The organism is Streptomyces sp. GL_148, from assembly GCF_057834205.1.
This window is the reverse complement of the sequence record NZ_CM174396.1, coordinates 3,551,313-3,574,029: the sequence shown is the minus strand read 5'-3', so window position 1 is coordinate 3,574,029 and position 22,717 is coordinate 3,551,313. Positions and strand designations below refer to the sequence as shown.

The window sequence follows — 22,717 nt, the reverse complement described above, 5'->3', positions numbered from 1 at the left end:
CCCGGCCTTGAACGTTGAACGCGTTCAAGGAGGTCATGGAGTAGACCTTACGTCGAACAGACAAACGGTTCAGGGGTTTGGTTGTCTTGGCGACCGGGTTCACACCCGCCCCCGTCCGACCTACACCCAGGTGTCCAGCCACATGCGGTTCTGCCAGGAATCCATCGGGATGGTCTGGCCGGTGTAGATGGGCCAGAAATAGATGAAGTTCCACACGATCAGGAGCACCAGCACGCCCGCCGCCACCGCCCCCAGGGCGCGGCGGCGTTCCGAGGAGCCGGCCGGGCCCAGCAGGGCGCCGATCATCATGGCCACCGCCAGGCAGAGGTACGGGACGAAGACCACCGCGTAGAAGAAGAAGATGGTCCGCTCCTGGTAGTTGAACCAGGGCAGCAGGCCCGCGCCCAGCGCGCACGCGATTGCGCCCGCCCGCCAGTCGCGGCGGAAGAACCACCGCCACAGCACGTACAGCAGCGCGAAGCAGCCCGCCCACCACAGCAGAGGCGTGCCGAGCGCCAGCACCTCGCGCGCGCACTTGGCGGTCTCCGTCGCCGGGCAGCCGTCGGTGCCGGGCGCGGGGGACTCGTAGAAGTAGGAGACGGGACGGCCCAGGACCAGCCAGCTCCACGGGTTCGACTCGTAGGTATGGCCCGAGGTCAGGCCCACGTGGAACTTGTAGACCTCGGTCTCGTAGTGCCACAGGCTCCGCAGCCACTCCGGCAGGAAGGACAACGAGCTGTGCTGGTCGTTCTTGGCGGCCCAGTCGCGGAAGTAGCCGCCCTTGCCGTTGTCGGGGGAGAGGATCCAGCCGAGCCACGAGGCCACGTAGACGGAGATCGCCACGGGGACGAGGGAGAGGAAGCCGGGCCAGTTGTCGTGGCGCATCATCGCCGCGTGCGGGGTGCCCGCGCCCGCCGTGCGGCGCGCGGCCACGTCCCACATGACCATCATCACGCCGAAGAAGGCCAGCACGATCAGGCCGTTCCACTTCGTGCCGAAGGCGAGGCCCAGGCTGACCCCGGCCAGGATCCGGTACGGGCGCCAGCCCAGCTTCAGCGTCTCCGCGATCCGGGCGTCCGGGCGGGTCCGCCCCTCCTCGTCCACCGGTAGCGCCGCCGCGAGCCGGGCCCGCACCTTGTCCCGGTCGATCACCAGCGAACCGAAGGCGCCCAGCACGAAGAACATCAGCACCAGGTCGAGCAGCGCGGTGCGGCTCATCACCAGGTGCAGGCCGTCCACCGCCAGCAGGAGACCGGCCAGACAGCCCAGGAAGGTGGAGCGGAACAGCCGCCGCCCGATGCGGCACAGCATCAGCACGGACAGGGTGCCGAGCAGCGCGGTCATGAACCGCCAGCCGAACGGGTCGAAGCCGAACATCCACTCGCCCAGGCCGATCACCCATTTGCCGACCGGCGGGTGCACGACGTAGCCCGGGTCCAGCGGGAGGGAGACCCCGTCGGGATTGGCCAGGATCGACTTGTCGATGTCCTTGGGCCAGCTCGCCTCGTAGCCCTGCTTGACCGTGGCCCAGGCGTCCTTGGCGTAGTACGTCTCGTCGAATATCACCGCCTTCGGGCTGCCCAGATGGGCGAACCGCAGCACCCCGGCGACCAGCGCCACCAGCAGCGGACCGGCCCACGCCAGCACCCGCTCCCAGCGCTCCGCCGCGGCCGGCCCGATCCCCAGCTGCGCCCACAGCTGGGCGGAGGGCCGTGCGTACGGGGGCACCAGGCGGGTGCGCACGTCCGACTGCCGCTTCGCCCCGGCGGGCGGAACGTAGCCGAAGCCGCGCAGACGGCGCAGCCAGGCGGACGGCTGGTCGGCGGGGTCCGGGCCGGGCCCGTCCTCGGTGGCGGGCGGGGCCCCCGCAGGGCTGGGCGGCGGCGTCGCGGTACTGGTCACCGGCACATGGTAGGGAACGACCCTGTGCCGGACCCAGGGGGACGGGAGTGTGGGGCGCGGCGGTTGGGGCGGCTGAGAGGATGGGGCGGTGACCACTGACCAGCCCCGCTCCGCCGAAGCCCCCGCCCCGGCCCCCTCCACGGCGTCATATTCCGATGGGAACGGGGCGGGCGTCCTCGTCCTCGCCGGGACGCCCATCGGCGACCTCGCCGACGCCCCGCCGCGGCTCGCCTCCGAGCTGGAGCGGGCCGACGTGATCGCCGCCGAGGACACCCGGCGGCTGCGCAGGCTGACGCAGGGGCTCGGCGTGCACACCACCGGGCGGGTCCTGTCGTACTTCGAGGGCAACGAGTCCGCGCGGACCCCCGAGCTGGTCGAGGCCCTGGAGGCCGGCAAGCGCGTCCTGCTGGTGACGGACGCCGGCATGCCCTCGGTCTCCGACCCCGGCTACCGGCTTGTCGCCGCCGCCGTGGAGAAGGACATCAAGGTCACGGCCGTCCCCGGGCCCTCCGCCGTCCTCACCGCGCTGGCCCTCTCCGGGCTGCCGGTCGACCGCTTCTGCTTCGAGGGCTTCCTGCCGCGCAAGGCCGGCGAGCGCCTCGGCAAGCTCCGCGAGCTCGCCGCCGAGCGCCGCACCCTCGTCTACTTCGAGGCCCCGCACCGGCTCGACGACACCCTGGCCGCGATGGCCGAGGTCTTCGGCGCCGACCGGCGCGCCGCCGTCTGCCGCGAGCTGACCAAAACCTACGAGGAGGTCAAGCGCGGCGGGCTCGGCGAGCTGGCCGCCTGGGCCGCCGAAGGCGTGCGCGGGGAGATCACCGTGGTCGTCGAGGGCGCCCCGGCCGCGGCCCCCGGCGACGTGGACCCCGAGGAGCTGGTGAACCGGGTACGGGTGCGCGAGGAGGCGGGGGAGCGGCGCAAGGAGGCCATCGCGGCGGTCGCGGCCGAGGCCGGGGTACCCAAGCGCGAGGTGTTCGACGCGGTCGTCGCGGCAAAGAACGCGGCACAAAAGTCGCCGTGAGACGGTAAAGGGCTAACCTGAAAAGCAAAGCTCAGACCGCGCACCGGGCGCTTTGGGCATGACTCGCCCAAGGACCGTCCAACACTAGACAGGGCCTGATGCGCTCCCGCCCGAAGAGGCGTCCACTGGCAATGGCAGCAGTGGAACAAGAGGAGCTGGCATGAGTGAGATCGCCGAACCCCGACCCCGCCCCCAATCCGCCGGACCCATCGCTTCGACCGTCGCCGCACCGCCCGGCCCGGCCGTCCCCGTGACGGGCCCCGCTCCCGAGGCCGTGCCGACCGTGCACGAGGCGTACTCCTTCGCCTGCATGAAGTGCGGCTACGGCTGGGAGCAGGGGTACGAGATCGAGCACCACACCGACGGCAGGGGCCTGCCGTTCATCGTCTACACGGCGGACGGCGAGCGGGTCCCCTCACCCCTGTCCAACCCGACCTGCCACAACTGCGGCGGCCACGTGGTGCGGATCATGCGGGAGGGCCAGGTCAAGTCGGTCATCGGCATGCTCGACCAGCTCTACCACCACCGCGCGGCCCCCGGGATCGCCGGCCCGGTGCCCGCCGGGTACACCGAGAGGGCGCCGAAGCCCCGCAAGGCCGACCACGACGCCCCCGGGCCGGTCCATGTGGACCCCCCCGGCCTGATGGCCCGGCTGCTGGGGTTCTTCCGCCGGTCATAAGATCGGCCGCATGAGCCGTAGTACGTCGAACGACGCGCCGCCCCCGCTGCCCGAACCGCTCCGGGTGGCGGTCGCCGACTCCCACACCCACCTGGACATGCAGTCCGGCACCGTCGAGGAGGGCCTGGCCAAGGCCGCCTCCGTCGGGGTGACCACCGTCGTCCAGGTGGGCTGCGACGTGAAGGGCTCCCGCTGGGCCGCCGAGACCGCCGCCGCGTACGACAACGTCCACGCGGCCGTGGCCCTGCACCCCAACGAAGCCCCCCGGATCGTGCACGGGGACCCCGACGGCTGGTCGCGGCAGGGCGCCCGGACGGGCGGCGGCGAGGCCGCGCTCGACGACGCGCTCGCCGAGATCGAAGCCCTGGCGGCGCTCGCGCACGTGAAGGCGGTCGGCGAGACCGGACTCGACTACTTCCGGACCGGCCCGGAGGGCATGGCCGCGCAGGAGCGTTCCTTCCGCGCGCACATCGAGATCGCCAAGCGGCAAGGCAAGGCGCTGGTCATCCACGACCGCGAGGCGCACGCCGACGTGCTGCGCGTCCTGCGCGAGGAGGGCGCCCCCGAGCGGACCGTCTTCCACTGCTACTCCGGCGACGCGGAGATGGCCCGGGAGTGCGCCGCCGCCGGCTACTACATGTCCTTCGCCGGGACCGTCACCTTCAAGAACGCGGCGCCGCTGCGCGAAGCCCTCGCGGTGGCCCCGCTGGAGCTGGTGCTCGTGGAGACGGACGCCCCGTACCTCACCCCGGCCCCGTACCGCGGACGGCCCAACGCGCCGTACCTCATTCCGCTGACCGTACGGGCGATGGCCGCGGTCCGCGGCATCGACGAGGACGCCATGGCGACGGCACTGGCGGCCAATACGGCTCGCGCCTTCGCCTACTGAGGGCCCACGGGCGGCCGGCCGGGCCGTCGTCGATCCGGCTCACCCGTTCGCCACGTTCCGTAGCCATCCGGCTTTGTAGCGTGATGACCGCTCCGCTAGGGTGCCGTGCCCGAAGCAGCCGGACGGACCAGTGGAGCGAGCGCGATGAGCGATGTGGCCTGGCCGGCCGGTGGCCGCGACCCCTGGGCCGAGGCCCCGGACCCGACCACGGAACCGGGCCCCGGCCCGGACCTGGACCCGTACCGGGGCCCGGGCGTGGGCCTGGACCCGTACCCGGACCCGGGCGTGGATCCGGGCGTGGATCCGGCCCCGGAGCCGGGCGTGGAGCCGTACGGGGGCCCGTACCGGGGCCAGGGCGTGGATCCCGACCTGGACCTGGACCTCGACCTGAACCTCGACCCGTACCGGAGCCCGGGCCTGGACCCGTACCGGAGCCCGGACACGGACCCGTACCGGGGCCAGGGTGCGGACACGAACCGGGGCCGGGGCCCGGGCATGGACACGGACCTGCACCGGGGCCCGGCTGCGGACCCGGACCCGTACCGGGGTCAGGGCGTGGACGCGGACCCCTACCCGGCCTCCCCGGGCGCGCGCCCGGAGCCCGGGGTGCCGGCGCCCAGGGGCGGCGGCCGACGGCGTCGCAGCGTGCCGGTGGCGTCCTCGGACACCGACGCCGCCGCGGCCGGAGCGGCCCCCGCGGGGACCGGGCGGCGCAGGGGAGGGGGCGGACTCGGCACGGTGCCCGCACCGGCCGGCCCCGGCCCCGGCCCCGGCCCCGGCGTCGGCCCCGGCCCCGGCCCCGGCGTCGGCCCCGGCCCCGGCCCCGGTCCGAGGCGGCGCAGGAGCGCCGTCCCCGCCCCGCGCGACACCTGGCGGCGCATCGTGCCGCAGGCGCTGGTCGTCGCGTTCCTGGCGGGCGGCACCACCGCCTTCGTCGCCGCCGACAAGGCCGTACGCCTCACCGTCGACGGAGTACCGCGGACCCTGCACACCTTCGCCGACGACGTGGACGAGCTGCTCGCCGCCGAAGGGCTCGGCGTCGGCCCCCACGACCTCGTCGCCCCGGCCGGGGCGGAGGTCCTCGACGACGGGGACGAGATCGTCCTGCGCTACGGCCGCCCGCTGAGCCTGACCCTCGACGGACAGCGGCGCGAGGTGTGGACCACCGCCCGCACCGTGGACGGCGCACTGCGCCAGTTCGGCATCCGCGCCGAAGGCGCCTACCTCTCCGCACCCCGCACCGCCCCCGTCCCCCGGACCGGCCTGACCCTCGCCGTCCGCACCGAACGCAGCATCACCTTCATGGCCGACGGCCGCGAGCGGACGATCCGCACCAACGCCGCCACCGTCCAGGAGGCCCTCGACGAAGCCGGGATCACCCTCCACGGCCAGGACACCACCTCCGTGCCCGCCGGCTCCTTCCCGCGCGACGGCCAGACCGTCACCGTGCTCCGCATCACCGGCACCCGCGAGATCCGCGAGGAACGCATCCCGTACGCCACCGAGAGGGTCAAGGACCCCGCCCTCTTCGCCGGCACCGAAGTCGTCGAGCGCTCGGGGCGGCCCGGGGCGCGCAGGGTCACGTACAGCCTGCGCACCGTCAACGGGGTCCGGCAAAAGCCCCGCAGGCTCGCCGAGGAGACCGTCCGCGAGCCCGTCAGCCAGCTCGTCAAGGTCGGCACCAAGCCGCTGCCGACCTCCGTCCAGGGCGCGGACGGACTCGACTGGGGCGCGCTGGCCCGCTGCGAGTCGGGCGGCCAGCCCGGCGCCACGGACCCCTCGGGGACCTACGGGGGGCTCTACCAGTTCGACGTACAGACCTGGCAGGCCCTCGGCGGCAGCGGCCGCCCGCAGGACGCTCCGGGCCAGGAACAGACGTACCGGGCGAAGAAGCTCTACGTACAGCGGGGGGCGAGTCCGTGGCCACACTGCGGCCGTACCCTTTATCGGTGAGCACCGCAGAGCAGCAGCCCGAAACCTCCGCGCCGGAGACTTCCCCGTCCGAGACCTCCCCGCCCGAGACCTCCGCCCTCCTCGGCGCGGCCGACATCCGGGAGCTGGCCGCCGTACTCGGCGTACGGCCGACGAAGCAGAAGGGCCAGAACTTCGTCATCGACGCCAACACGGTGCGCCGCATCGTGCGCACCGCCGCGGTCCGGCCGGACGACGTCGTCGTCGAGGTCGGGCCCGGCCTGGGCTCGCTGACGCTCGCACTGCTGGAGGCCGCGGACCGGGTCGTCGCCGTGGAGATCGACGACATCCTGGCCGCCGCGCTGCCCGCCACCATCGAGGCGCGGATGCCGGAGCGAAAGGACCGCTTCGCGCTGGTCCACTCCGACGCGATGCTGGTCAAGGAGCTGCCCGGGCCGCCGCCGACCGCGCTCGTCGCGAACCTCCCCTACAACGTGGCCGTGCCGGTCCTGCTCACCATGCTCGACCGCTTCCCGAGCATCGAGCGGACCCTGGTCATGGTGCAGGCCGAGGTCGCCGACCGGCTGGCCGCCGAGCCCGGCAACAAGGTGTACGGGGTCCCCTCCGTCAAGGCCAACTGGTACGCGGACGTCAAGCGGGCCGGTGCCATCGGCCGCAAGGTCTTCTGGCCCGCGCCGAACGTCGACTCCGGACTCGTCTCCCTGGTCCGCCGGGCCGAGCCGGTCAAGACCACCGCGACCAAGGCCGAGGTCTTCGCGGTCGTCGACGCGGCCTTCGCCCAGCGCCGCAAGACGCTGCGCGCGGCGCTGTCCGGCTGGGCCGGATCCGCGGCGGGCGCCGAGGCGGCGCTGGTCGCCGCCGGTGTCTCCCCGCAGGCCCGCGGCGAATCCCTCACCGTCGAGGAGTTCGCGGCGATCGCCGAACACAAGCCCCCTGCGGAGAGGCCCGCGCTGTGAGCGGGACGGTCACCGTACGGGTCCCCGCGAAGGTCAACGTCCAGCTGGCGGTGGGCGCGGCCCGGCCGGACGGCTTCCACGACCTCGCGAACGTCTTCCTGGCCGTCTCCCTCTACGACGAGGTCACCGCGACCACCGCCGACGAGCTGACGGTGACCTGCGCCGGCCCGGACGCCGGCAAGGTGCCGCTCGACCGCACCAACCTGGCGGCCCGGGCCGCGGAGATCCTGGCGGAGCGGGCCGGGCTGAGCCCCGACGTCCACCTCCACATCGAGAAGCGGATCCCGGTGGCGGGCGGCATGGCCGGCGGCAGCGCCGACGGGGCGGCCGCCCTGCTCGCCTGCGACGCGCTGTGGGGTCTGAAGACCCCGGCCCCGGAGCTCCTCGCCCTCTGCGCGGAGCTGGGCAGCGACGTGCCGTTCAGCCTGGTCGGCGGGGCGGCGCTGGGCACCGGGCGCGGGGAGATCCTGACCCCGGTGGCCGCCGGAACCTTCCACTGGGTGTTCGCGGTGGCCGACGGCGGGCTCTCCACCCCGGCGGTGTTCCGCGAGTTCGACCGGCTCACCGCCGGTACGCAGGTGCCCGCTCCGCAGGCCTCCCCGGCCCTCCTCGCGGCCCTGGCCTCGGGTGACCCGGACGAGCTGGCCGCCACCCTGGCCAACGGGCTCCAGCCCGCGGCCCTTTCGCTGCGGCCGTCGCTGGCCGACACCCTCGCGGCGGGCACGGAGGCCGGGGCCCTGGCCGCGCTGGTTTCCGGCTCCGGCCCCACGACGGCCTTCCTGGTCCGCGACGCGGAGTCGGCGGCCAAGGTCGCGGCCGCCCTGGAAGCCTCCGGCACCTGCCGCAGCACCCACCTGGCCACGAGCCCGGCCCCGGGCGCGACCCTCCTCTGACGGCCCCGGGCCGCCCGGCGGGGCTTGCGGTGGCCGCTGTCGGCCCTGCCCGTGCGGGCCGGTGGCTCCGGGTGTGCCGCTGAGCGGTGCCGAGTCCCCTACCCGCCCTTCCCCCGTTCCCCGGGGCTCCGCCCCGGACCCGCTGCCGGGTGCGGCGCCGCTCCGGGGGCCAGCCCCCGCACCCCCGCTCCTCAAACGCCGGAGGGGCTGGATGCACCCAGCCCCTCCGGCGTTTGAGGAGCGGGGTCTGGGGCGGAGCCCCAGGAGGGGTCCGGGCGCAGCCCGGGGAACGGGCGAAGGGCGGGTAGGGGACTTCGCCCCGCGCAGCGGCACACGACAGGGGGCTCGGGGCGGAGCCCCGGGTACCTAGGGCGGACTGAGTATCCGCGCCCTGTTGCCGCGGCGGCCCGCGCGGGAGCGTAGGCACCATGGGAGCCAGCGCAAGCGACATCGCCGCCGTCACCCCCGCCACGCGGGACCGCTACGTCGACCTGCTCCGGGTCGCCTCGCTCGGGACCGTCATCGCCGGGCACTGGCTGATGGCCGCCGTCAGCGGCGACGGCATAGGGAACCTGCTCGCCGTCGTGCCGCCGCTCCAGGTGCTCACCTGGGCGCTGCAGGTGATGCCGGTGTTCTTCTTCGTCGGCGGGTTCTCGCACGCCCTGTCCTACCGGTCCCTCGCGCGGCGCACCGACGGCCCCGTCTACGCCGCCTTCCTGCGGGCCCGGCTCCGGCGGCTGCTGCGGCCCACCCTCGTGTTCGTCGCCGTCTGGACCGCGCTCGCCCTCGGCGCGCAGCTCCTCGGCGGGGGCGGCGGCCGGCTCTCGGGGGCCGCGTTCCGGCTGGTCACGCAGCCGCTGTGGTTCATCGGGATCTACCTCGCGATGGTGGCGCTCACCCCGCCCCTGCTGAAACTGCACGAGCGCTACGGCTGGGCCGCCTTCGGGGCGCTGGCAGCGGCCGCCGCCGCCGTCGATCTGCTGCGCTTCGCGGGCGGAGTCCCGTACGCCGAGTTCCTGAACTTCGCCTTCGTGTGGCTCGCCGTCCACCAGCTCGGCTTCCTGCGCGCCACCGGCCCTGGCCGTGGGCAGCTCCGCCGTCCCGGCGCCCTCGCCGCCGCCGGGCTCGCCGGGGCCGTCCTGCTGGTGGCGTACGGGCCGTACCCGCTGTCCATGGTCGGGATGCCCGGGGAGAAGGTCTCCAACATGGCCCCGCCCACCCTCGCCCTGCTCGCGCACGGGATCTGGCTCGTGGGCGCCGTGGAGCTGCTCAGGGGCCCCGCCGCCGCCTGGCTGGCCCGGCCCCGGGTCTGGCGCGGCGTGGTCGCCGCCAACGGGGTCGCCATGACGGCCTTCCTCTGGCACCTCACCGCGATGCTGGCCGTGTACGCCGCCCAGCTCGGGCTCGGCATCGCCCTGCCCGAGCCCGCCGGGGCGGCCTGGTGGGCCCAGGTCCCGGTCCGGTTCCTCGCCGCCGCCGCGCTGACGGGCGTACTCGTCGCGGTCTTCCGGCGCTTCGAGGCGCCGCCCGTCGCGAGCAACGCGCGCCCCGGCTCCGAGCCCGGCTCCGGGCCCGGCTCCGAGCCCGGCTCCGAGCCCGGTTCCGGCCCCCGCGCCGCCCTCGGCACCGCGCTCTGCCTCCTCGGCGTCCTCGGGCTCTCCACGACCGGCCTCGGCGGGCTCCTGGAGGGCCACAGCGCCACCCTGATCGCCCTCCCGGTCACCGCGCCCGCCGCGATCGGCATGGCGCTGGGCGGCTGGCTGCTGGTGGAACGGTCCGGCACTTCGCGGAGGGTTAGGCTGAGGGGCTGATCCACACCCCTTCCCTGGAGCGCTCCTGATGGCCGTCAACCTGGTCAATGTCGAGGCAGTCAGCAAGGTGTACGGCACACGTACCCTGCTCGACGGCATCTCCCTCGGCGTATCCGAGGGGGACCGGATCGGTGTCGTAGGCCGCAACGGCGACGGCAAGACCACCCTCATCCGCATGCTCGCCAAGCTGGAGGAACCCGACACCGGCCGGGTCACCCAGAACAGCGGTCTGCAGATGGGCGTGCTCACCCAGCACGACTCCCTCGACCCCAAGGCCACCGTCCGCCACGAGATCATCGGGGACATGGCCGACCACGAGTGGGCCGGCAACTCCAAGATCCGCGACGTGCTGACCGGCCTCTTCGGCGGGCTCGACCTGCCCGGCTTCGGGCAGGGCCTCGACACGGTCATCGGCCCGCTCTCCGGTGGCGAGCGGCGCCGCATCGCGCTCGCCCAGCTGCTCATCGCCGACCAGGACCTCCTCGTACTCGACGAGCCCACCAACCACCTCGACGTCGAGGGCATCTCCTGGCTGGCCAAGCACCTCCAGGAGCGCCGCTCCGCGCTCGTCTGCGTCACCCACGACCGGTGGTTCCTCGACCAGGTCTGCACCCGCATGTGGGACGTGCAGCGCGGTGACGTCCACGAGTACGAGGGCGGCTACAGCGACTACGTCTTCGCCCGCGCGGAGCGCGACCGCATCGCCGCCACGGAGGAGTCCAAGCGGCAGAACCTGATGCGCAAGGAGCTCGCCTGGCTGCGCCGCGGCGCCCCGGCCCGGACCTCCAAGCCGCGCTACCGCATCGAGGCCGCCAACGAGCTGATCGCCGACGTGCCGCCGCCGCGCGACAAGTCCGCGCTGATGAAGTTCGCCAACGCCCGCCTCGGCAAGACGGTCTTCGACCTGGAGGACGTGACCGTCCAGGCCGGCCCCAAGACCCTCCTCAAGCACCTCACCTGGCACCTGGGCCCCGGCGACCGCGTCGGTCTCGTCGGCGTCAACGGCGCCGGCAAGACCTCCCTGCTGCGCGCCCTCGGCGAGGCCGCCCGCACCCAGGGCGAGGTCCAGCCGGCCGCCGGCACCGTGACCGTCGGCAAGACCGTCAAGCTGGCCTACCTCTCCCAGGAGGTCGGCGAGCTCGACCCGTCCCTGCGCGTCCTGGAGGCCGTCCAGCGGGTCCGCGACCGGGTCGACCTCGGCCAGGGCCGCGAGATGACGGCGGGGCAGCTGTGCGAGCAGTTCGGCTTCACCAAGGAGAAGCAGTGGACGCCGGTCGGCGACCTCTCCGGTGGTGAGCGGCGCCGGCTGCAGATCCTGCGCCTGCTGATGGACGAGCCCAACGTCCTGTTCCTCGACGAGCCCACCAACGACCTCGACATCGAGACCCTGACCCAGCTGGAGGACCTCCTCGACGGCTGGCCCGGGTCGATGATCGTGATCTCGCACGACCGGTTCTTCATCGAGCGCACCACCGACACGGTCATGGCGCTGCTGGGCGACGCGAGCCTGCGGATGCTGCCGCGCGGCCTCGACGAGTACCTGGAGCGCCGCCGGAAGATGATCGACGCGGCCGCTCCGGCGCCCGCTCCGGCCGCCGCCGGAAAGTCCTCGGCCTCCGGGGACGCGCGCGCCGCGAAGAAGGAGCTGCAGAAGATCGAGCGGCAGCTCAACAAGATGACGGACCGCGAGAGCAGTCTGCACGCGCAGATCGCCGAGAACTCCACCGACTTCGACAAGGTCGCCAAGCTCGACGCCGAGCTGCGGGAACTCATCTCGGGCCGGGACGAGTTGGAGATGCGCTGGCTGGAGCTCGCCGAGGAGGCGTAGGGCACGCCGCGCCTTCGGGGCCCGCGCGGCCCAACTGGCCGATAATGGCGGCATCACGGGCCGGTCCTCCCTTGGGAACAGGGGTCGGACCGGCCCGGCGCGGTTCTCGTCGTCAGTGATAGAAAGGGCTTCCTCCCACACCCGAAGCCGAAGGTATGCGCTGATGACCGAGCCGCCCCAGCCGCCGAACCAGCCGCCGAACCCCTCCGGTTACGGGCACCTGCCAGGGCCCCCGCAGCCCGGTTACGGCTTCCCGCCGCAGGGCGAGAACCCGTACGCGCAGCAGCCCCAGCCGCAGCCCCAGCCGCAGGGGCCGTACGGCCAGCAGCCGCAGGGCCCGTACGGCCAGCAGCCGCCCGGGGGCTACGGCTTCCCGCCCCAGCCCCCGCACATGGCCCCCGGCATGCCGCCGGTTCCGCCCTCCGGGCCGAAGAAGAAGCTCACCGTGCTGATCGCGGCCGCCGTCGCCGGGGTCCTCGTCCTGGGCACCGGCGGGTACTTCCTGCTCTTCTCCGACAAGGACAAGGGCTCCGACAAGGTGATCGGGCAGGACACGACGCCGCCGCCCGCCGACGACAAGGCCTCGCCCTCCGCCTCCGTGGACAAGGGCGACGGCAGCGGCAACGGCGATGAGGAGGAGCAGGACCTCAACGCAGGCCGCAAGCAGGGCGAGGACAAGGTCCTCTGGCTCAAGAGCAGCAAGATCAACGGCCCCGGCTCGGGCGTCGACTCCAAGGGGCAGTGGATCGTCGGCGACACCGTCGTCAAGACCGTCTGGAAGTCGGTCACCGGCTACGGGGTCAAGGACGGCAAGGAGAAGTGGACCCTCACCCTCCCCACCATGATCTGCGGGGTCACCAACGACATGACCGCGGACGGCAAGACCGTCGTCATGTACAAGAACGGCGAGTCCGACACCGCCGACTGCAACCAGATGCGGATGATCGACCTCAAGGCCGGCAAGGAGGGATGGTCGAAGGAGGTCCCGAAGGAAGGCCTCTTCGACATCTTCTCCAACCCGGACCTCGCCCTCGCCGGTGACTCCCTCGTCGTCAACCGGATGGGCATGAGCAGCGCCTTCAAGGTCAGCACCGGGGACAAGCTCTTCGACAGCAAGGTGGAACAGGGCTGCCAGCCCGGCGACTTCGCCGCCATGAACGGCAAGATGCTCGCCATCGCGACCTGCCAGGACACCGACAAGACGGTCCAGGTCATGGACGCCGACCCGGCCACCGGCAAGACCACCTGGATCTACAAGCTCCCCAAGGGCTTCGAGGTCAAGAACGTCTACTCGCTGGACCCGATCGTCCTCGACCTCGGCAACGGGGCCAAGGAGCGCTCCATCGTGGTCCTCGGACCCGACGGCAAGCAGCGCGCCACCGTCTCCGGCGAGGGCAGCTTCCTGGTCGGCTGCGGCGGCCTCTTCAACCGCTCCATCCAGAGCTGTGGTTCCTCCTACGTGGACGCGAACACCCTCTACCTGCCCACCAAGGCCGACATCGGCCAGCCGAACGAGATCGTCGCCTTCGACCTCGGCACCGGCAAGGTGAAGTGGCGCACCCCGGCCGGCGAGGGCCGCACCCTGACCCCGCTGAAGGCGGCGGGCGGCCAGGTCGTCGTCTACCGCGAGGCGGAGAGCGAGAAGGGCGGCGAGGTCCTCACGATCCCGGCGGGCGGGGGCACGCCCACCGCGGTCCTGCGCAACCCCTCCGGCCCCGCCGCCCCGGTGGAGAGCTCCTTCTTCTCCCCGATCGTGGACTACGCGGACGGCCGGCTGTTCGTCTCCGCCTCCCATCTGAAGGCCGAGGACAAGAGCGAGAAGTTCCTGATGGTCTTCGGCAAGTGAGGGACCGCCCCGAGAACGAGCAGTCCGCCCAGCAGTCCGCCGAACCGCCCACCGAGAGGCAGTAGCACCGATGAGTACCCCGCCGCCCCCCAGCCAGCCGCCGTCCGGCGGTTTCGGCGCGCCGCAGGACCAGCCGCCGGGCGGCTTCGCCGCGCCCGCGCCCCCGGCCGCGCCCCCGGCCATGCCGCCCCTGCCGGCCGGGCCCCCGCCGCCGCCCCCGGCCCAGCCGCCGACGGTCCCGGCCGGGCCGCCCGCCGGGCAGGCCTCCTACGGCTACCCGCAGGAGCAGGCCTACGGCTACCCGCAGCAGCAGCCCGTCACCGCGCCCATGTACGCGGCCCAGGGCCCGGCGGTCCCCGCCGGCGGCAGCGGCGGCGGCAACGACGTACGCACCCAGCTGATGATCGTCGGCGCGGCCCTCCTGGCCATCGTCCTCATCGTCGGCGGCGGCATCTGGTACGTCTCCGGCGAGGACGAGGGCTCCGGCAACCAGCCCGTGGCCGGCGGCAGCGCGAGCCCCGACGGCGACAAGGCCCCGGGCGGCGGAGGCACCGAGAAGGTGCCGGCCAAGACCAAGTCGAAGACCCTGGTCAACGTCCCGATGCCGGAGTCGGCCGAGATCGTCCAGATCCCCGGCTCCTGGCTCACCGACACCACCTACGCCAAGTCCGACATGGGCAAGGTCGTCGGCTACAACCTGGCCGACGGCGCCAAGAAGTGGGAGATCCCGCTCGGCGCCAACGTCTGCGGGGCCAGCCGCTGGGTCTCGGACAACAAGACGGCGATCCTCTTCGACGAGGCCCTGCCGACGGCCGAGAAGAAGTACCAGCCGTGCAACCAGGTCGGCGTCATCGACCTGAACACCGGCAAGCTCCTGTGGAAGGCCAACGGCAAGTCCCAGAACGGCGGCGACAAGCCCATCACCTTCGGCGAGGTCACCGTCAGCGGCCAGACGGTGGCCGCGGGCGGCACGGGCGGCGGCGCCGCCTGGAACCTCGCCGACGGCAAGGTCCTGTGGTCGGCCAAGACCGACGCGGACCAGTGCGAGGACCTCGGCTACGCGGGCGGCCCGGCCCTCGCCGTGATCCGCCGGTGCGGCCAGTACAAGGGCTACACGCTGTCCGCCCAGTCCCTCGACCCGGTCACCGGCGCGCAGAAGTCCTCGTACAAGCTCCCCGCGGGCCTGGACTTCGCCCAGATCGTCTCCACCAAGCCGCTGATCGTCGCGGCGGACGTCAACGACACCTCCAAGAACGCCACCGGCGTCAGCGACCTCTTCGTCCTCGACGACGCGGGCCAGCTCAAGGCGCGCATCCCGCTCACCTCGGGCAACTACGACCCCGAGTGCGGGGCCACCGAGGTCGAGGACTGCGTCAACATGGTCGTCGGCAACGGCAAGCTCTACCTGCCGACCGAGGAGCACAAGGGCTCGACCGACTCCGGCCGCACCAACGAGATCGTCTCCTTCGACCTGGAGACCGGCAAGCTGACCGCCGACCGCGCCGACGCCGGCGAGCGCTACACCATCTACCCGCTGCGCATGGACGGCTCCAACCTCATCGCCCACAAGGTCCCGCCCTACGACGGCGGCGGCCAGATCGTCTCCATCGACGGCAAGACGATGAAGGAGACCGTGCTCATGCAGCACCCGGCGACCAAGGAGTCGCAGCGCGCCGAGACCCAGTTCCTGCCGGACTCCGCCGAGTACCGCTACGCCAACGGCAAGCTCTTCATCGCCCGCACCGCCGTGATGAGCAGGTCCTCGGGGTCCGACCCGTACTACTCCTTCGTCTCCTTCACGACGGGCTGACCCGTGGCGGGCTGACCCGCGGCGGCAGACGCCCAGAACACCCCGAAGCCCCCGGAAGGTCCGTCCTTCCGGGGGCTTCTGCGCGGTATCCGCACCGCGCCGTCGAACAAGCGTGTAGCTTGCCGGGTCAGAAGGGCGGGGGTGGGTGCCTCAATGGGCGTACGGGTCATGGTGGTCGACGAGCACCGGCTGCTGGCCGAGGCGCTCGCCTCGGCCCTGAAACTGCGCGGCCACCGGGTGCTGGCGGCCGCCGCCCCGGCCGCGGGCGCCGCCGAACTGGTCATCAGCCGCGCCCCGGAGGTCTGTCTGCTGGGCACCGCCACGCCCGCCGAGCCCGGGGTCTTCGAGCCGATCGTCCGGATCAAGCGGGAGCGTCCGCAGATCGCCGTGGTCGTCCTGGGCCCGGTGCCGAGCCCGCGCGGGATCGCCGCCGCCTTCGCGGCCGGCGCCTCGGGGTACGTACGCCACGACGAGCGCATCGAGGGCGTGGAGCGGGCCCTGGCCAAGGCCCGGGCGGGGGAAGTGGCCATCGCGCCGCAGCTGTTGCAGGGGGCCTTCGCCGAGCTGCTCAACCCCGCCGCCCAGCCCGACGACGAGGGCAGCCGGCTGCTGCGGATGCTCACCCCGCGCGAGGTGGAGGTGCTGGTCCGGGTCGCCGAGGGCGAGGACACCCGGCTCATCGCCGCCGGCATGGCCATCGCGCCGAGCACCGCGCGCACGCACGTCCAGCGGGTGCTGATGAAGCTGGGCGTGGGCTCGCGGCTGGAGGCGGCCGCGCTGGCCGCCCGTACCGGTCTGCTGGACCGGGCCGCACTGCCGCTGTCCGGGGGCGCCCGGCCCTGATCCGGGCCGGGGATTTCCCCGGCGGCGCGGATTCGGGTATGCCGGTGACCAGCACGCGCACGGTGCGTGCGTTCCCGGCGAGAGGCAGTAGGCACGTGAGCGAGACGGCGTCTTCGAAGTACCTGGTCACCGGCGGAGCCGGATACGTGGGCGGGGTGGTCGCCGCCCACCTCCTGGAGGCGGGCCACGAGGTCACCGTCCTCGACGACCTCTCCACCGGCTTCCGTTCGGGGGTGCCGGCCGGCGCCGCGTTCATCGAGGGCCGCATCCAGGACGCCGCCGAGTACCTGGACCCCTCCTACGACGGGGTCCTGCACTTCGCGGCCTCCTCGCAGGTCGGCGAATCCGTGGCGAACCCCGGCAAGTACTGGGAGAACAACGGCGGCGGCACCCTGGCCCTGCTGGCCGCGATGCGCGGGGCGGGCGTGCGCAGGCTGGTCTTCTCCTCCACCGCGGCGACCTACGGCGAGCCCGGCGACGGCCCGTTGACCGAGTCCTCGCCGACGGCCCCCACCAACCCGTACGGGGCGTCGAAGCTGGCCGTCGACCACATGATCGCGGGGGAGTGCGTGGCGCACGGCCTCGCGGCGGTCTCGCTGCGCTACTTCAACGTGGCCGGGGCGTACGGGCCGTTCGGCGAACTGCACGACCCCGAGACCCACCTGATCCCGCTGGTGCTGCAAGTGGCCCTCGGCGAGCGGGAGTCGATCTCCGTGTTCGGCGAGGACTACCCCACCCCGGACGGCACCTGCGTACGGGACTACATCCACGTCGCCGACCTGGCCGAGGCCCACCTGGCCGCGCTGCGGGCCGCCGCCGAGGGGGAGCACCTGGTGTGCAACCTCGGCAACGGCAGCGGGTTTTCCGTCCGCGAGGTCATCGAGGCGGTCCGCAAGGTCACCGGGAAGGAGATTCCCGAGATCGTGGCCCCCCGCCGGGCCGGCGACCCGGCCTTCCTCGTCGCCTCCGCCCGCACGGCCCACGAGCGCCTCGGCTGGACCCCGACCCGCTCGGACCTCACGGGCATCGTGACGGACGCCTGGAACTTCACCCGCGCCCGGCGCGGCTGAGCCCGCAGGCACCTCCCGCACCACCCCTGCCCCGCGCGCCCCCGCTCCTCACCAGAGCGGGGGCGCGCGTGCGTTCCGGGCGCGCCCCCGCCGGGCGCTGCGCGCGGGCGCCCGGCGTGCGCACGCCGAGTGAAATACCCCTCGTGCAACTGCCCGCGGCACACGACCGCACGGAACGGGACTTCCGGGGGCGGGAAGCAGTCGATTTCAAGCCACCCCGGAGCCACTCGGGAAGCGCCTCGCCGGAAAATCGCTCGGAAAACTTCTGCAATTCGGCCAACCACGAGCCGACCCCGGCCCTACGCTGATGCGTGACACCGGTGGGGGCCGGTGTTGATTCAGGGGTCGAGACAAGTCGGGTACGACGTCCGGTCCGGGGTAGTGCAGAGATGTCACGGCGGCGGCCGCGGCGCCTGCGGATCACCCGGTCCGGGCGTCGTACCCGCAGTCGTCCGTTCCCCGACCCTTGGGGGTTTTGTGGTCCGTATCCGGGTACTCGTGGTCGACGATCACCGCATCTTCGCCGAATCTCTCGCCGCTGCGCTCGCGGCCGAACCGGACGTGGACGTCTCCGCGGCCGGCAGCGGCCCCGCCGCGCAGCGCTGCCTCGAACGCGCGGTGGCCGAGGGCCGCCGCTTCGACGTCCTGCTGGTCGACTCCGACCTGGCCGCCGTCGCCGCGGGCGTTCCGGCCCAGCGGGAGTCCGGCTCCGCCCCACCCACCGCCGACGGGATCGCGCTGGTGGCAGGCGTACGGGTATCCCATCCCGAGCTCCGTACGGTCGTACTCGCCGAGCGCGACGACGCACGCCGGGCCGCCCTCGCGCTCCAGGCGGGAGCCTCGGGCTGGGTGGCCAAGGACAGCTCGCTCTCGCGGCTCCTGGCCGTCATCCGCGGAGTCCTGCGCGAGGAGACGCACCTGCCGCCCGCGCTGCTCACGGGAGTGCTCCGCGAACTGACCGCGGCGCGCAAGCACCGTACCGACAGCGAACGGCTGGTGGAGTCCCTCACGCCCAGGGAGCACGAGGTGCTGCGCTGCATGGTGGCGGGGCTGGGCCGCAAGGACGTGGCCGCGCGGCTGTTCCTCTCCCCGCACACCGTCCGCACCCACATGCAGAACGTGCTGGGCAAGCTGGGCGTGCACTCCACGCTCGCGGCGGTCGCCCTGGCCCGCCGGGCCGGCGTACGGCCCGCCGACCTGCCGGGACTGCCGGGGCAGGGGCTAGCCGGGGACGTTGTCGAACGGAGCGGTCAACTGGCGTAGCAGCCCGGCGAGATCGCCGCGCTGCGTCCGCGAGAGCTGGGCCAGGATCGCCCGTTCCTGGGCCAGCAGCCCGGCGAGCGCCTGGTCGGCGCGGTCGCGGCCCTCGGGGCTGAGGCGCACCAGGACCCCGCGGCGGTCGTTGGGGTCCGGCAGCCGTTCGACGAGGCCCTTCTTGGCGAGCCGGTCGATGCGGTTGGTCATGGTCCCGGACGTCACCAGGGTCTGCGTCAGCAGCTGGCCGGGGGAGAGCTGGTAGGGCGCGCCGGCCCGCCGCAGCGAGGTCAGGACGTCGAACTCCCAGGGCTCCAGGCCGTGCTCGGAGAAGGCCAGTCGGCGGGCGCGGTCGAGGTGCCGCGCGAGCCTGCTGACGCGGCTGAGTACCTCGAGTGGTTCCACGTCGAGGTCAGGGCGTTCCCGCCGCCATGCCGCGACCAGTCGGTCGACCTCGTCCTCCATGCGGATCAGTGTAAAGGGTCTGTCGATGTGAAGTCTCTTTAAATCGAGCATCTCGATCTCAAGTATCTTGACGTCGAGATATATTTTCCGCCACCATGGGGCATGGAGGGGGCCGGAGCAGCTTCCGATTCCGACCGCACCGCCAGCAGGGAGGCTCGAACATGCATTCCGATACCGCGCCGGCCAGGATTCCGGCGTCGCACACGACCACCACCACGACGACGGCGCCCCCAGCCCCCACCTGGGACCCGCAGCAGTACCTCCGGCACGCCGGCCACCGCGCCAGGCCCTTCCTCGACCTCCTGGCCCGCATACCAGAGCTTCCCTCCCGGGCCGCCCGGATCGCCGACCTCGGCTGCGGCCCCGGCAACGTCACCGCGCTCCTCGCGGACCGCTGGCCCGAAGCCCACATCACCGGGTACGACCTCTCCCCGGAGATGCTCCACCGCGCCGACGCCGAGTACTCCGGCCCCACCGGCGGCGGCGGCCGGCTCGACTTCCGCCACGGGAACCTCGCCGACTGGCTCCCGGAGGAGCCCTACGACCTGATCGTTTCCAACGCCGCCTTCCAGTGGGTCCCCGGCCACGCCGGCTCCTTCGCCCCCTGGATCAACGGACTGCGTCCCGGCGGCACCTTCGCCTTCCAGATTCCCGGCAACTTCACCGCCCCCAGCCACCGGATCCTCGCCGAGCTGTGCGACACCCCGCGCTGGCGGGCCCGGCTCGCCGGACACGGAGCCCGCTACATCCACATCCTCGAACCCTCCGGATACCTGGAGCGGTTCACCGAACTCGGCTGTGCCGCCGACGTCTGGGAGACCACCTACCACCAGCTGCTCCAGGGACCCGACCCGGTGCTGGACTGGGTCAAGGGCACCGCGCTGCGGCCCGTGCTCACCGCGCTGGCCGACGACGACGAGGCCGCGGAGGCCTTCCTCGCCGAGTACCGCACCCTGCTGCGCGAGGCCTACCCCACGGGCCCCCGCGGCACCGTCTTCCCGTTCCGCCGGATCTTCGCCGTAGCCCGCAGGGAGGCCTGAGCATGCCCGTCGGGCTCGCCGCCGTCGACCACGTCCAGCTCGCCGCCCCGCCCGGCTCGGAGGAGCGGCTGCGCGCCTATTACACCGAGGTCCTCGGCATGACCGAGATCCCCAAGCCGCCGGTGCTCGCGGCGCGCGGGGGCTGCTGGTTCGCCGCCGGGCCGGTCCAGCTCCACCTGGGCATCGAGGAGGACTTCCGCCCCGCCCGCAAGGCCCACCCGGGACTCCGGGTCGACGGCATCGAGGCCTACGCGAGCAGACTTCAGGAGCGGGGCGCGAAGGTCGTCTGGGACGACGGCCTGCCGGGGCACCGCCGCTTCTACTCCGAGGATCCGGTGGGCAACCGGCTGGAATTTTTGGAACAACACGGCTTGGAACCGCACGGCCTCTCACCGCACACCCCGGAACGCGTCGGCCGCTGAACCGCCACGGCGCACACGAAGGCGCCCCGCCACCGGAGATCCGGTGACGGGGCGCCTTCGTGCGTGCGGGACCGGTCAGAGCAGGTTCACGTAGGCGTTCCAGCCGCCACCGAGGGAGGTGCTGCCCTTGAAGGTGCTCAGGCCCTTGAGGCCCGTCGCCTTGTACAGGTACGCGGTACCGGCGGAGTTGACGCCGACGAGGTCGGTGCGGCCGTCACCGGTGATGTCGCCGACCGCGGCCAGCTTCTTCAGGGTGTTCCAGCCGCCGTCGCCGATCTTGACGCGGTCGCCGAAGCCGGCGGTGCCGTTGCCCGGGTAGGCCCACAGCGTGCCGTCCGTACCGCGGGCGAGCAGGTCGGCGCGGCCGTCGCCGGTGATGTCGCCGGCGCCGAAGAGCTTGTTGTAGGAGCCCCAGCCGCTGCCGAGGCGGACACGGTCACGGAACTGGTAGCCGTTGCCGTAGCTCGGGTAGAGCCACAGCACGTTGTACTTGTCGCGGGCCAGCAGGTCGCCGTAGCCGTCGCCGTTGATGTCGCCCACACCGACGAGGGAGTTGTAGATGCCCCAGCCGGCGCCCAGGTCGTGGTCGCCGATGTAGAGCTTGCCGCCACCCCAGAAGAGCCAGCTGGTCTCGTTCTGGGAGTCGAACGAGGACGCCACGGCCATGCCGACCTGGTCGACCGGCGCCTGGCCGTTCCCCAGAGCCTCCCGGCGGTCGCCGAAGCCACCGTCCTGCCTGCCGTAGTAGTAGTAGACGGCGCCGCCGCTGGTGCGGGCGACCAGCTCGGAGCGGCCGTGCGCGGGCACGCCGCCCTGGCCGGAGATCAGGTCGACGGAGCCCCAGCCGCGACCCATCTCCACACGGTCGCCGAGACCGGCAGCACCGTTCGAGGGGTAGCTCCACTGGGTGCCGGCCGCGTCACGGCCCACGACCCAGGTGCCGCCGGTGTTGTTGGTCAGCACCTGGAGCTGGTTGTACATGTTCCAGCCGGTGCCGCGCTTGACCCGGTCGCCGAAGCCGCCCGCGCCGTTGCCCGGGTAGACGTAGAGCGAGCCGCCCGGCGTGGCCACCAGGAGGTCGGACTTGCCGTCCTCGTTGAAGTCGCCGCCGCCGACGATCTGGGAGTAGATGTCCCAGCCGCCGCCGAGCGCGATCCGGGAGCCGTACGGGCTGCTCGTACCGGCCGTGCCCTTGCCCGGGTACAGGTACAGGGCGCCCGAGTACGTGCGGGCCAGCAGGTCCGCCTTGCCGTCGCCGGTCAGGTCGCCGACGCCGGTGACCTTGTTGTAGATGTTCCAGCCGCTGCCGGACCAGCCGGTGCGCGAGGCGTCGACCTTGCCCGCCGTCAGCAGCGACAGCCTGCCGGTGACGGAGAGCGTCAGAAACTCCGGGTGCCCGCTGCCGTCGAGGTCGCCGGCCGGGATGACGTCCTTGAAGTCCTCGCCGTAGGCGGGGCCCTCGCCGGCGTCGGCGCCGGGTACGGCGTACACCGGGTCCTGCTCTTCGTGGAAGGTCTTCAGGAACGTCCTGCCGCTGAGGCCGCGGTACAGGATGTCCGACCAGCCGTCACCGTCCACGTCGAGCAGCGGCGCCACCGGGGCCGCCGCACTGCGGGTGCTGTTCTCGGCCTTGGGCGCCGGGGCCTGCGGGCGGGTGCCCGTGGCGCGCTCGTCGGTCGTGGGCCGCTCGGCCTTGGCCGTGGGGAACGGCTTCTCGGCGGCCGAGACCGGACCGGAAAGGAGCATGCCCGCCGCGACGGCGAGGGCGGTGCAGGCCGCGATGCGGCCGGAGCGCGTGGAGCGCATGAAAGACAAGAGGTCTCCCTGGTAGTCAGGCGAAACCGGGTTGAACGATCTCGTCTCAGGGCGCGCGGCAGTACTGCGCTGCACGTGAGACGGCATTCCCCCCCGGGAGTCACCGAAGACTACCCGTGTGGCGCGCGTTGTCTAGACATTAAGCAAGCCGTTTTGATCACGTTCAGAACGCAGCGGTGCCCGGGGCCTGTGGCCCCGGGCACCAGGTGCGACGTACCGCTCACGCACCGCGAACGGACGG

Annotated in this window: 18 protein-coding genes; 15 read left to right on the top strand and 3 right to left on the bottom strand. The window is 72.9% G+C overall.

Annotation, left to right across the window (positions count from 1 at the left end; genetic code table 11):
* Positions 1 to 120 precede the first annotated feature (120 nt).
* The gene (locus AC3IYI_RS16135) at positions 121 to 1,902 is read right to left on the bottom strand and encodes a dolichyl-phosphate-mannose--protein mannosyltransferase (protein ID WP_489410824.1); all 1,782 of its coding nucleotides are present in this window, start codon (positions 1,900 to 1,902) and stop codon (positions 121 to 123) included.
* Positions 1,903 to 2,098: 196 nt separating this feature from the next.
* Between AC3IYI_RS16135 and rsmI the strand changes: the two genes are divergently transcribed.
* The 13 genes from rsmI (at position 2,099) to AC3IYI_RS16070 (ending at position 18,743) form a co-directional block, all read left to right on the top strand.
* The gene (gene rsmI / locus AC3IYI_RS16130; protein WP_489411557.1) at positions 2,099 to 2,923 is read left to right on the top strand and encodes a 16S rRNA (cytidine(1402)-2'-O)-methyltransferase; all 825 of its coding nucleotides are present in this window, start codon (positions 2,099 to 2,101) and stop codon (positions 2,921 to 2,923) included.
* Between the two features lie 310 nt (positions 2,924 to 3,233).
* The gene (locus AC3IYI_RS16125; protein ID WP_489411556.1) at positions 3,234 to 3,602 is read left to right on the top strand and encodes a hypothetical protein; all 369 of its coding nucleotides are present in this window, start codon (positions 3,234 to 3,236) and stop codon (positions 3,600 to 3,602) included.
* 10 nt (positions 3,603 to 3,612) lie between these two features.
* The gene (locus AC3IYI_RS16120) at positions 3,613 to 4,491 is read left to right on the top strand and encodes a TatD family hydrolase (RefSeq protein WP_489410823.1); all 879 of its coding nucleotides are present in this window, start codon (positions 3,613 to 3,615) and stop codon (positions 4,489 to 4,491) included.
* A 495-nt stretch (positions 4,492 to 4,986) separates the two neighbouring features.
* On the top strand, positions 4,987 to 6,444 hold the full coding sequence (locus AC3IYI_RS16115; protein ID WP_489411555.1) for a resuscitation-promoting factor: 1,458 nt from the start codon (positions 4,987 to 4,989) through the stop codon (positions 6,442 to 6,444).
* Complete coding sequence (rsmA, locus tag AC3IYI_RS16110; protein WP_489410822.1) at positions 6,441 to 7,379, top strand: 16S rRNA (adenine(1518)-N(6)/adenine(1519)-N(6))-dimethyltransferase RsmA; 939 nt, start codon at positions 6,441 to 6,443, stop codon at positions 7,377 to 7,379. The genes AC3IYI_RS16115 and rsmA overlap by 4 nt, the downstream gene beginning before the upstream one ends.
* A complete protein-coding gene (locus tag AC3IYI_RS16105; RefSeq protein WP_489410821.1) occupies positions 7,376 to 8,272 on the top strand; it encodes a 4-(cytidine 5'-diphospho)-2-C-methyl-D-erythritol kinase in 897 nt (298 codons plus the stop codon). Before rsmA ends, AC3IYI_RS16105 begins: the two co-directional genes overlap by 4 nt.
* Positions 8,273 to 8,700: 428 nt before the next feature.
* On the top strand, positions 8,701 to 10,083 hold the full coding sequence (locus AC3IYI_RS16100; RefSeq protein WP_489410820.1) for an acyltransferase family protein: 1,383 nt from the start codon (positions 8,701 to 8,703) through the stop codon (positions 10,081 to 10,083).
* A 28-nt stretch (positions 10,084 to 10,111) separates the two neighbouring features.
* Positions 10,112 to 11,911, top strand: coding sequence for an ABC-F family ATP-binding cassette domain-containing protein (locus AC3IYI_RS16095; RefSeq protein WP_489410819.1), 1,800 nt, complete (start codon positions 10,112 to 10,114; stop codon positions 11,909 to 11,911).
* A gap of 163 nt (positions 11,912 to 12,074) precedes the next feature.
* On the top strand, positions 12,075 to 13,757 hold the full coding sequence (locus AC3IYI_RS16090) for an outer membrane protein assembly factor BamB family protein (RefSeq protein ID WP_489410818.1): 1,683 nt from the start codon (positions 12,075 to 12,077) through the stop codon (positions 13,755 to 13,757).
* Between the two features lie 70 nt (positions 13,758 to 13,827).
* The gene (locus AC3IYI_RS16085) at positions 13,828 to 15,567 is read left to right on the top strand and encodes an outer membrane protein assembly factor BamB family protein (protein WP_489410817.1); all 1,740 of its coding nucleotides are present in this window, start codon (positions 13,828 to 13,830) and stop codon (positions 15,565 to 15,567) included.
* Between the two features lie 153 nt (positions 15,568 to 15,720).
* On the top strand, positions 15,721 to 16,410 hold the full coding sequence (locus AC3IYI_RS16080) for a response regulator transcription factor (RefSeq protein WP_489411554.1): 690 nt from the start codon (positions 15,721 to 15,723) through the stop codon (positions 16,408 to 16,410).
* Positions 16,411 to 16,505: 95 nt separating this feature from the next.
* Entirely contained in the window at positions 16,506 to 17,480 is a 975-nt protein-coding gene (gene galE, locus AC3IYI_RS16075; RefSeq protein ID WP_489410816.1) for a UDP-glucose 4-epimerase GalE, read from the top strand.
* A 477-nt stretch (positions 17,481 to 17,957) separates the two neighbouring features.
* The gene (locus AC3IYI_RS16070) at positions 17,958 to 18,743 is read left to right on the top strand and encodes a LuxR C-terminal-related transcriptional regulator (protein ID WP_489410815.1); all 786 of its coding nucleotides are present in this window, start codon (positions 17,958 to 17,960) and stop codon (positions 18,741 to 18,743) included.
* On the opposite strand, the gene AC3IYI_RS16065 is transcribed toward AC3IYI_RS16070, so the two are convergent.
* Positions 18,702 to 19,199 (bottom strand): MarR family winged helix-turn-helix transcriptional regulator, encoded by a 498-nt coding sequence (locus AC3IYI_RS16065; protein ID WP_489410814.1) that lies wholly within the window; start codon positions 19,197 to 19,199, stop codon positions 18,702 to 18,704. The two genes, AC3IYI_RS16070 and AC3IYI_RS16065, sit on opposite strands and share 42 nt — an antisense overlap.
* 161 nt (positions 19,200 to 19,360) lie before the next feature.
* On the opposite strand from AC3IYI_RS16065, the gene AC3IYI_RS16060 reads away from it, so the two are divergent.
* Positions 19,361 to 20,239: a trans-aconitate 2-methyltransferase gene (locus AC3IYI_RS16060; RefSeq protein WP_489410813.1), complete on the top strand. Its 879-nt coding sequence runs from the start codon at positions 19,361 to 19,363 to the stop codon at positions 20,237 to 20,239.
* A gap of 2 nt (positions 20,240 to 20,241) precedes the next feature.
* A complete protein-coding gene (locus tag AC3IYI_RS16055; protein WP_489410812.1) occupies positions 20,242 to 20,661 on the top strand; it encodes a VOC family protein in 420 nt (139 codons plus the stop codon).
* A 75-nt stretch (positions 20,662 to 20,736) separates the two neighbouring features.
* Here the strand turns inward: AC3IYI_RS16055 and AC3IYI_RS16050 are convergent, their stop codons facing one another.
* Positions 20,737 to 22,467, bottom strand: coding sequence for an FG-GAP repeat domain-containing protein (locus tag AC3IYI_RS16050; protein WP_489410811.1), 1,731 nt, complete (start codon positions 22,465 to 22,467; stop codon positions 20,737 to 20,739).
* Between the last annotated feature and the right edge of the window lie 250 nt (positions 22,468 to 22,717).

Coding starts and splice junctions, on each gene's coding strand:
- AC3IYI_RS16125 (WP_489411556.1), top strand. CDS start 3,234: ATGAAGTGCGGCTACGGCTGGGAGCAGGGGTACGAGATCGAGCACCAC.
- AC3IYI_RS16120 (WP_489410823.1), top strand. CDS start 3,613: ATGAGCCGTAGTACGTCGAACGACGCGCCGCCCCCGCTGCCCGAACCG.
- AC3IYI_RS16115 (WP_489411555.1), top strand. CDS start 4,987: ATGGACACGGACCTGCACCGGGGCCCGGCTGCGGACCCGGACCCGTAC.
- AC3IYI_RS16100 (WP_489410820.1), top strand. CDS start 8,701: ATGGGAGCCAGCGCAAGCGACATCGCCGCCGTCACCCCCGCCACGCGG.
- AC3IYI_RS16095 (WP_489410819.1), top strand. CDS start 10,112: ATGGCCGTCAACCTGGTCAATGTCGAGGCAGTCAGCAAGGTGTACGGC.
- AC3IYI_RS16090 (WP_489410818.1), top strand. CDS start 12,075: ATGACCGAGCCGCCCCAGCCGCCGAACCAGCCGCCGAACCCCTCCGGT.
- AC3IYI_RS16085 (WP_489410817.1), top strand. CDS start 13,828: ATGAGTACCCCGCCGCCCCCCAGCCAGCCGCCGTCCGGCGGTTTCGGC.
- AC3IYI_RS16080 (WP_489411554.1), top strand. CDS start 15,721: ATGGGCGTACGGGTCATGGTGGTCGACGAGCACCGGCTGCTGGCCGAG.
- AC3IYI_RS16065 (WP_489410814.1), bottom strand. CDS start 19,199: ATGGAGGACGAGGTCGACCGACTGGTCGCGGCATGGCGGCGGGAACGC.
- AC3IYI_RS16060 (WP_489410813.1), top strand. CDS start 19,361: ATGCATTCCGATACCGCGCCGGCCAGGATTCCGGCGTCGCACACGACC.
- AC3IYI_RS16055 (WP_489410812.1), top strand. CDS start 20,242: ATGCCCGTCGGGCTCGCCGCCGTCGACCACGTCCAGCTCGCCGCCCCG.
- AC3IYI_RS16050 (WP_489410811.1), bottom strand. CDS start 22,467: ATGCGCTCCACGCGCTCCGGCCGCATCGCGGCCTGCACCGCCCTCGCC.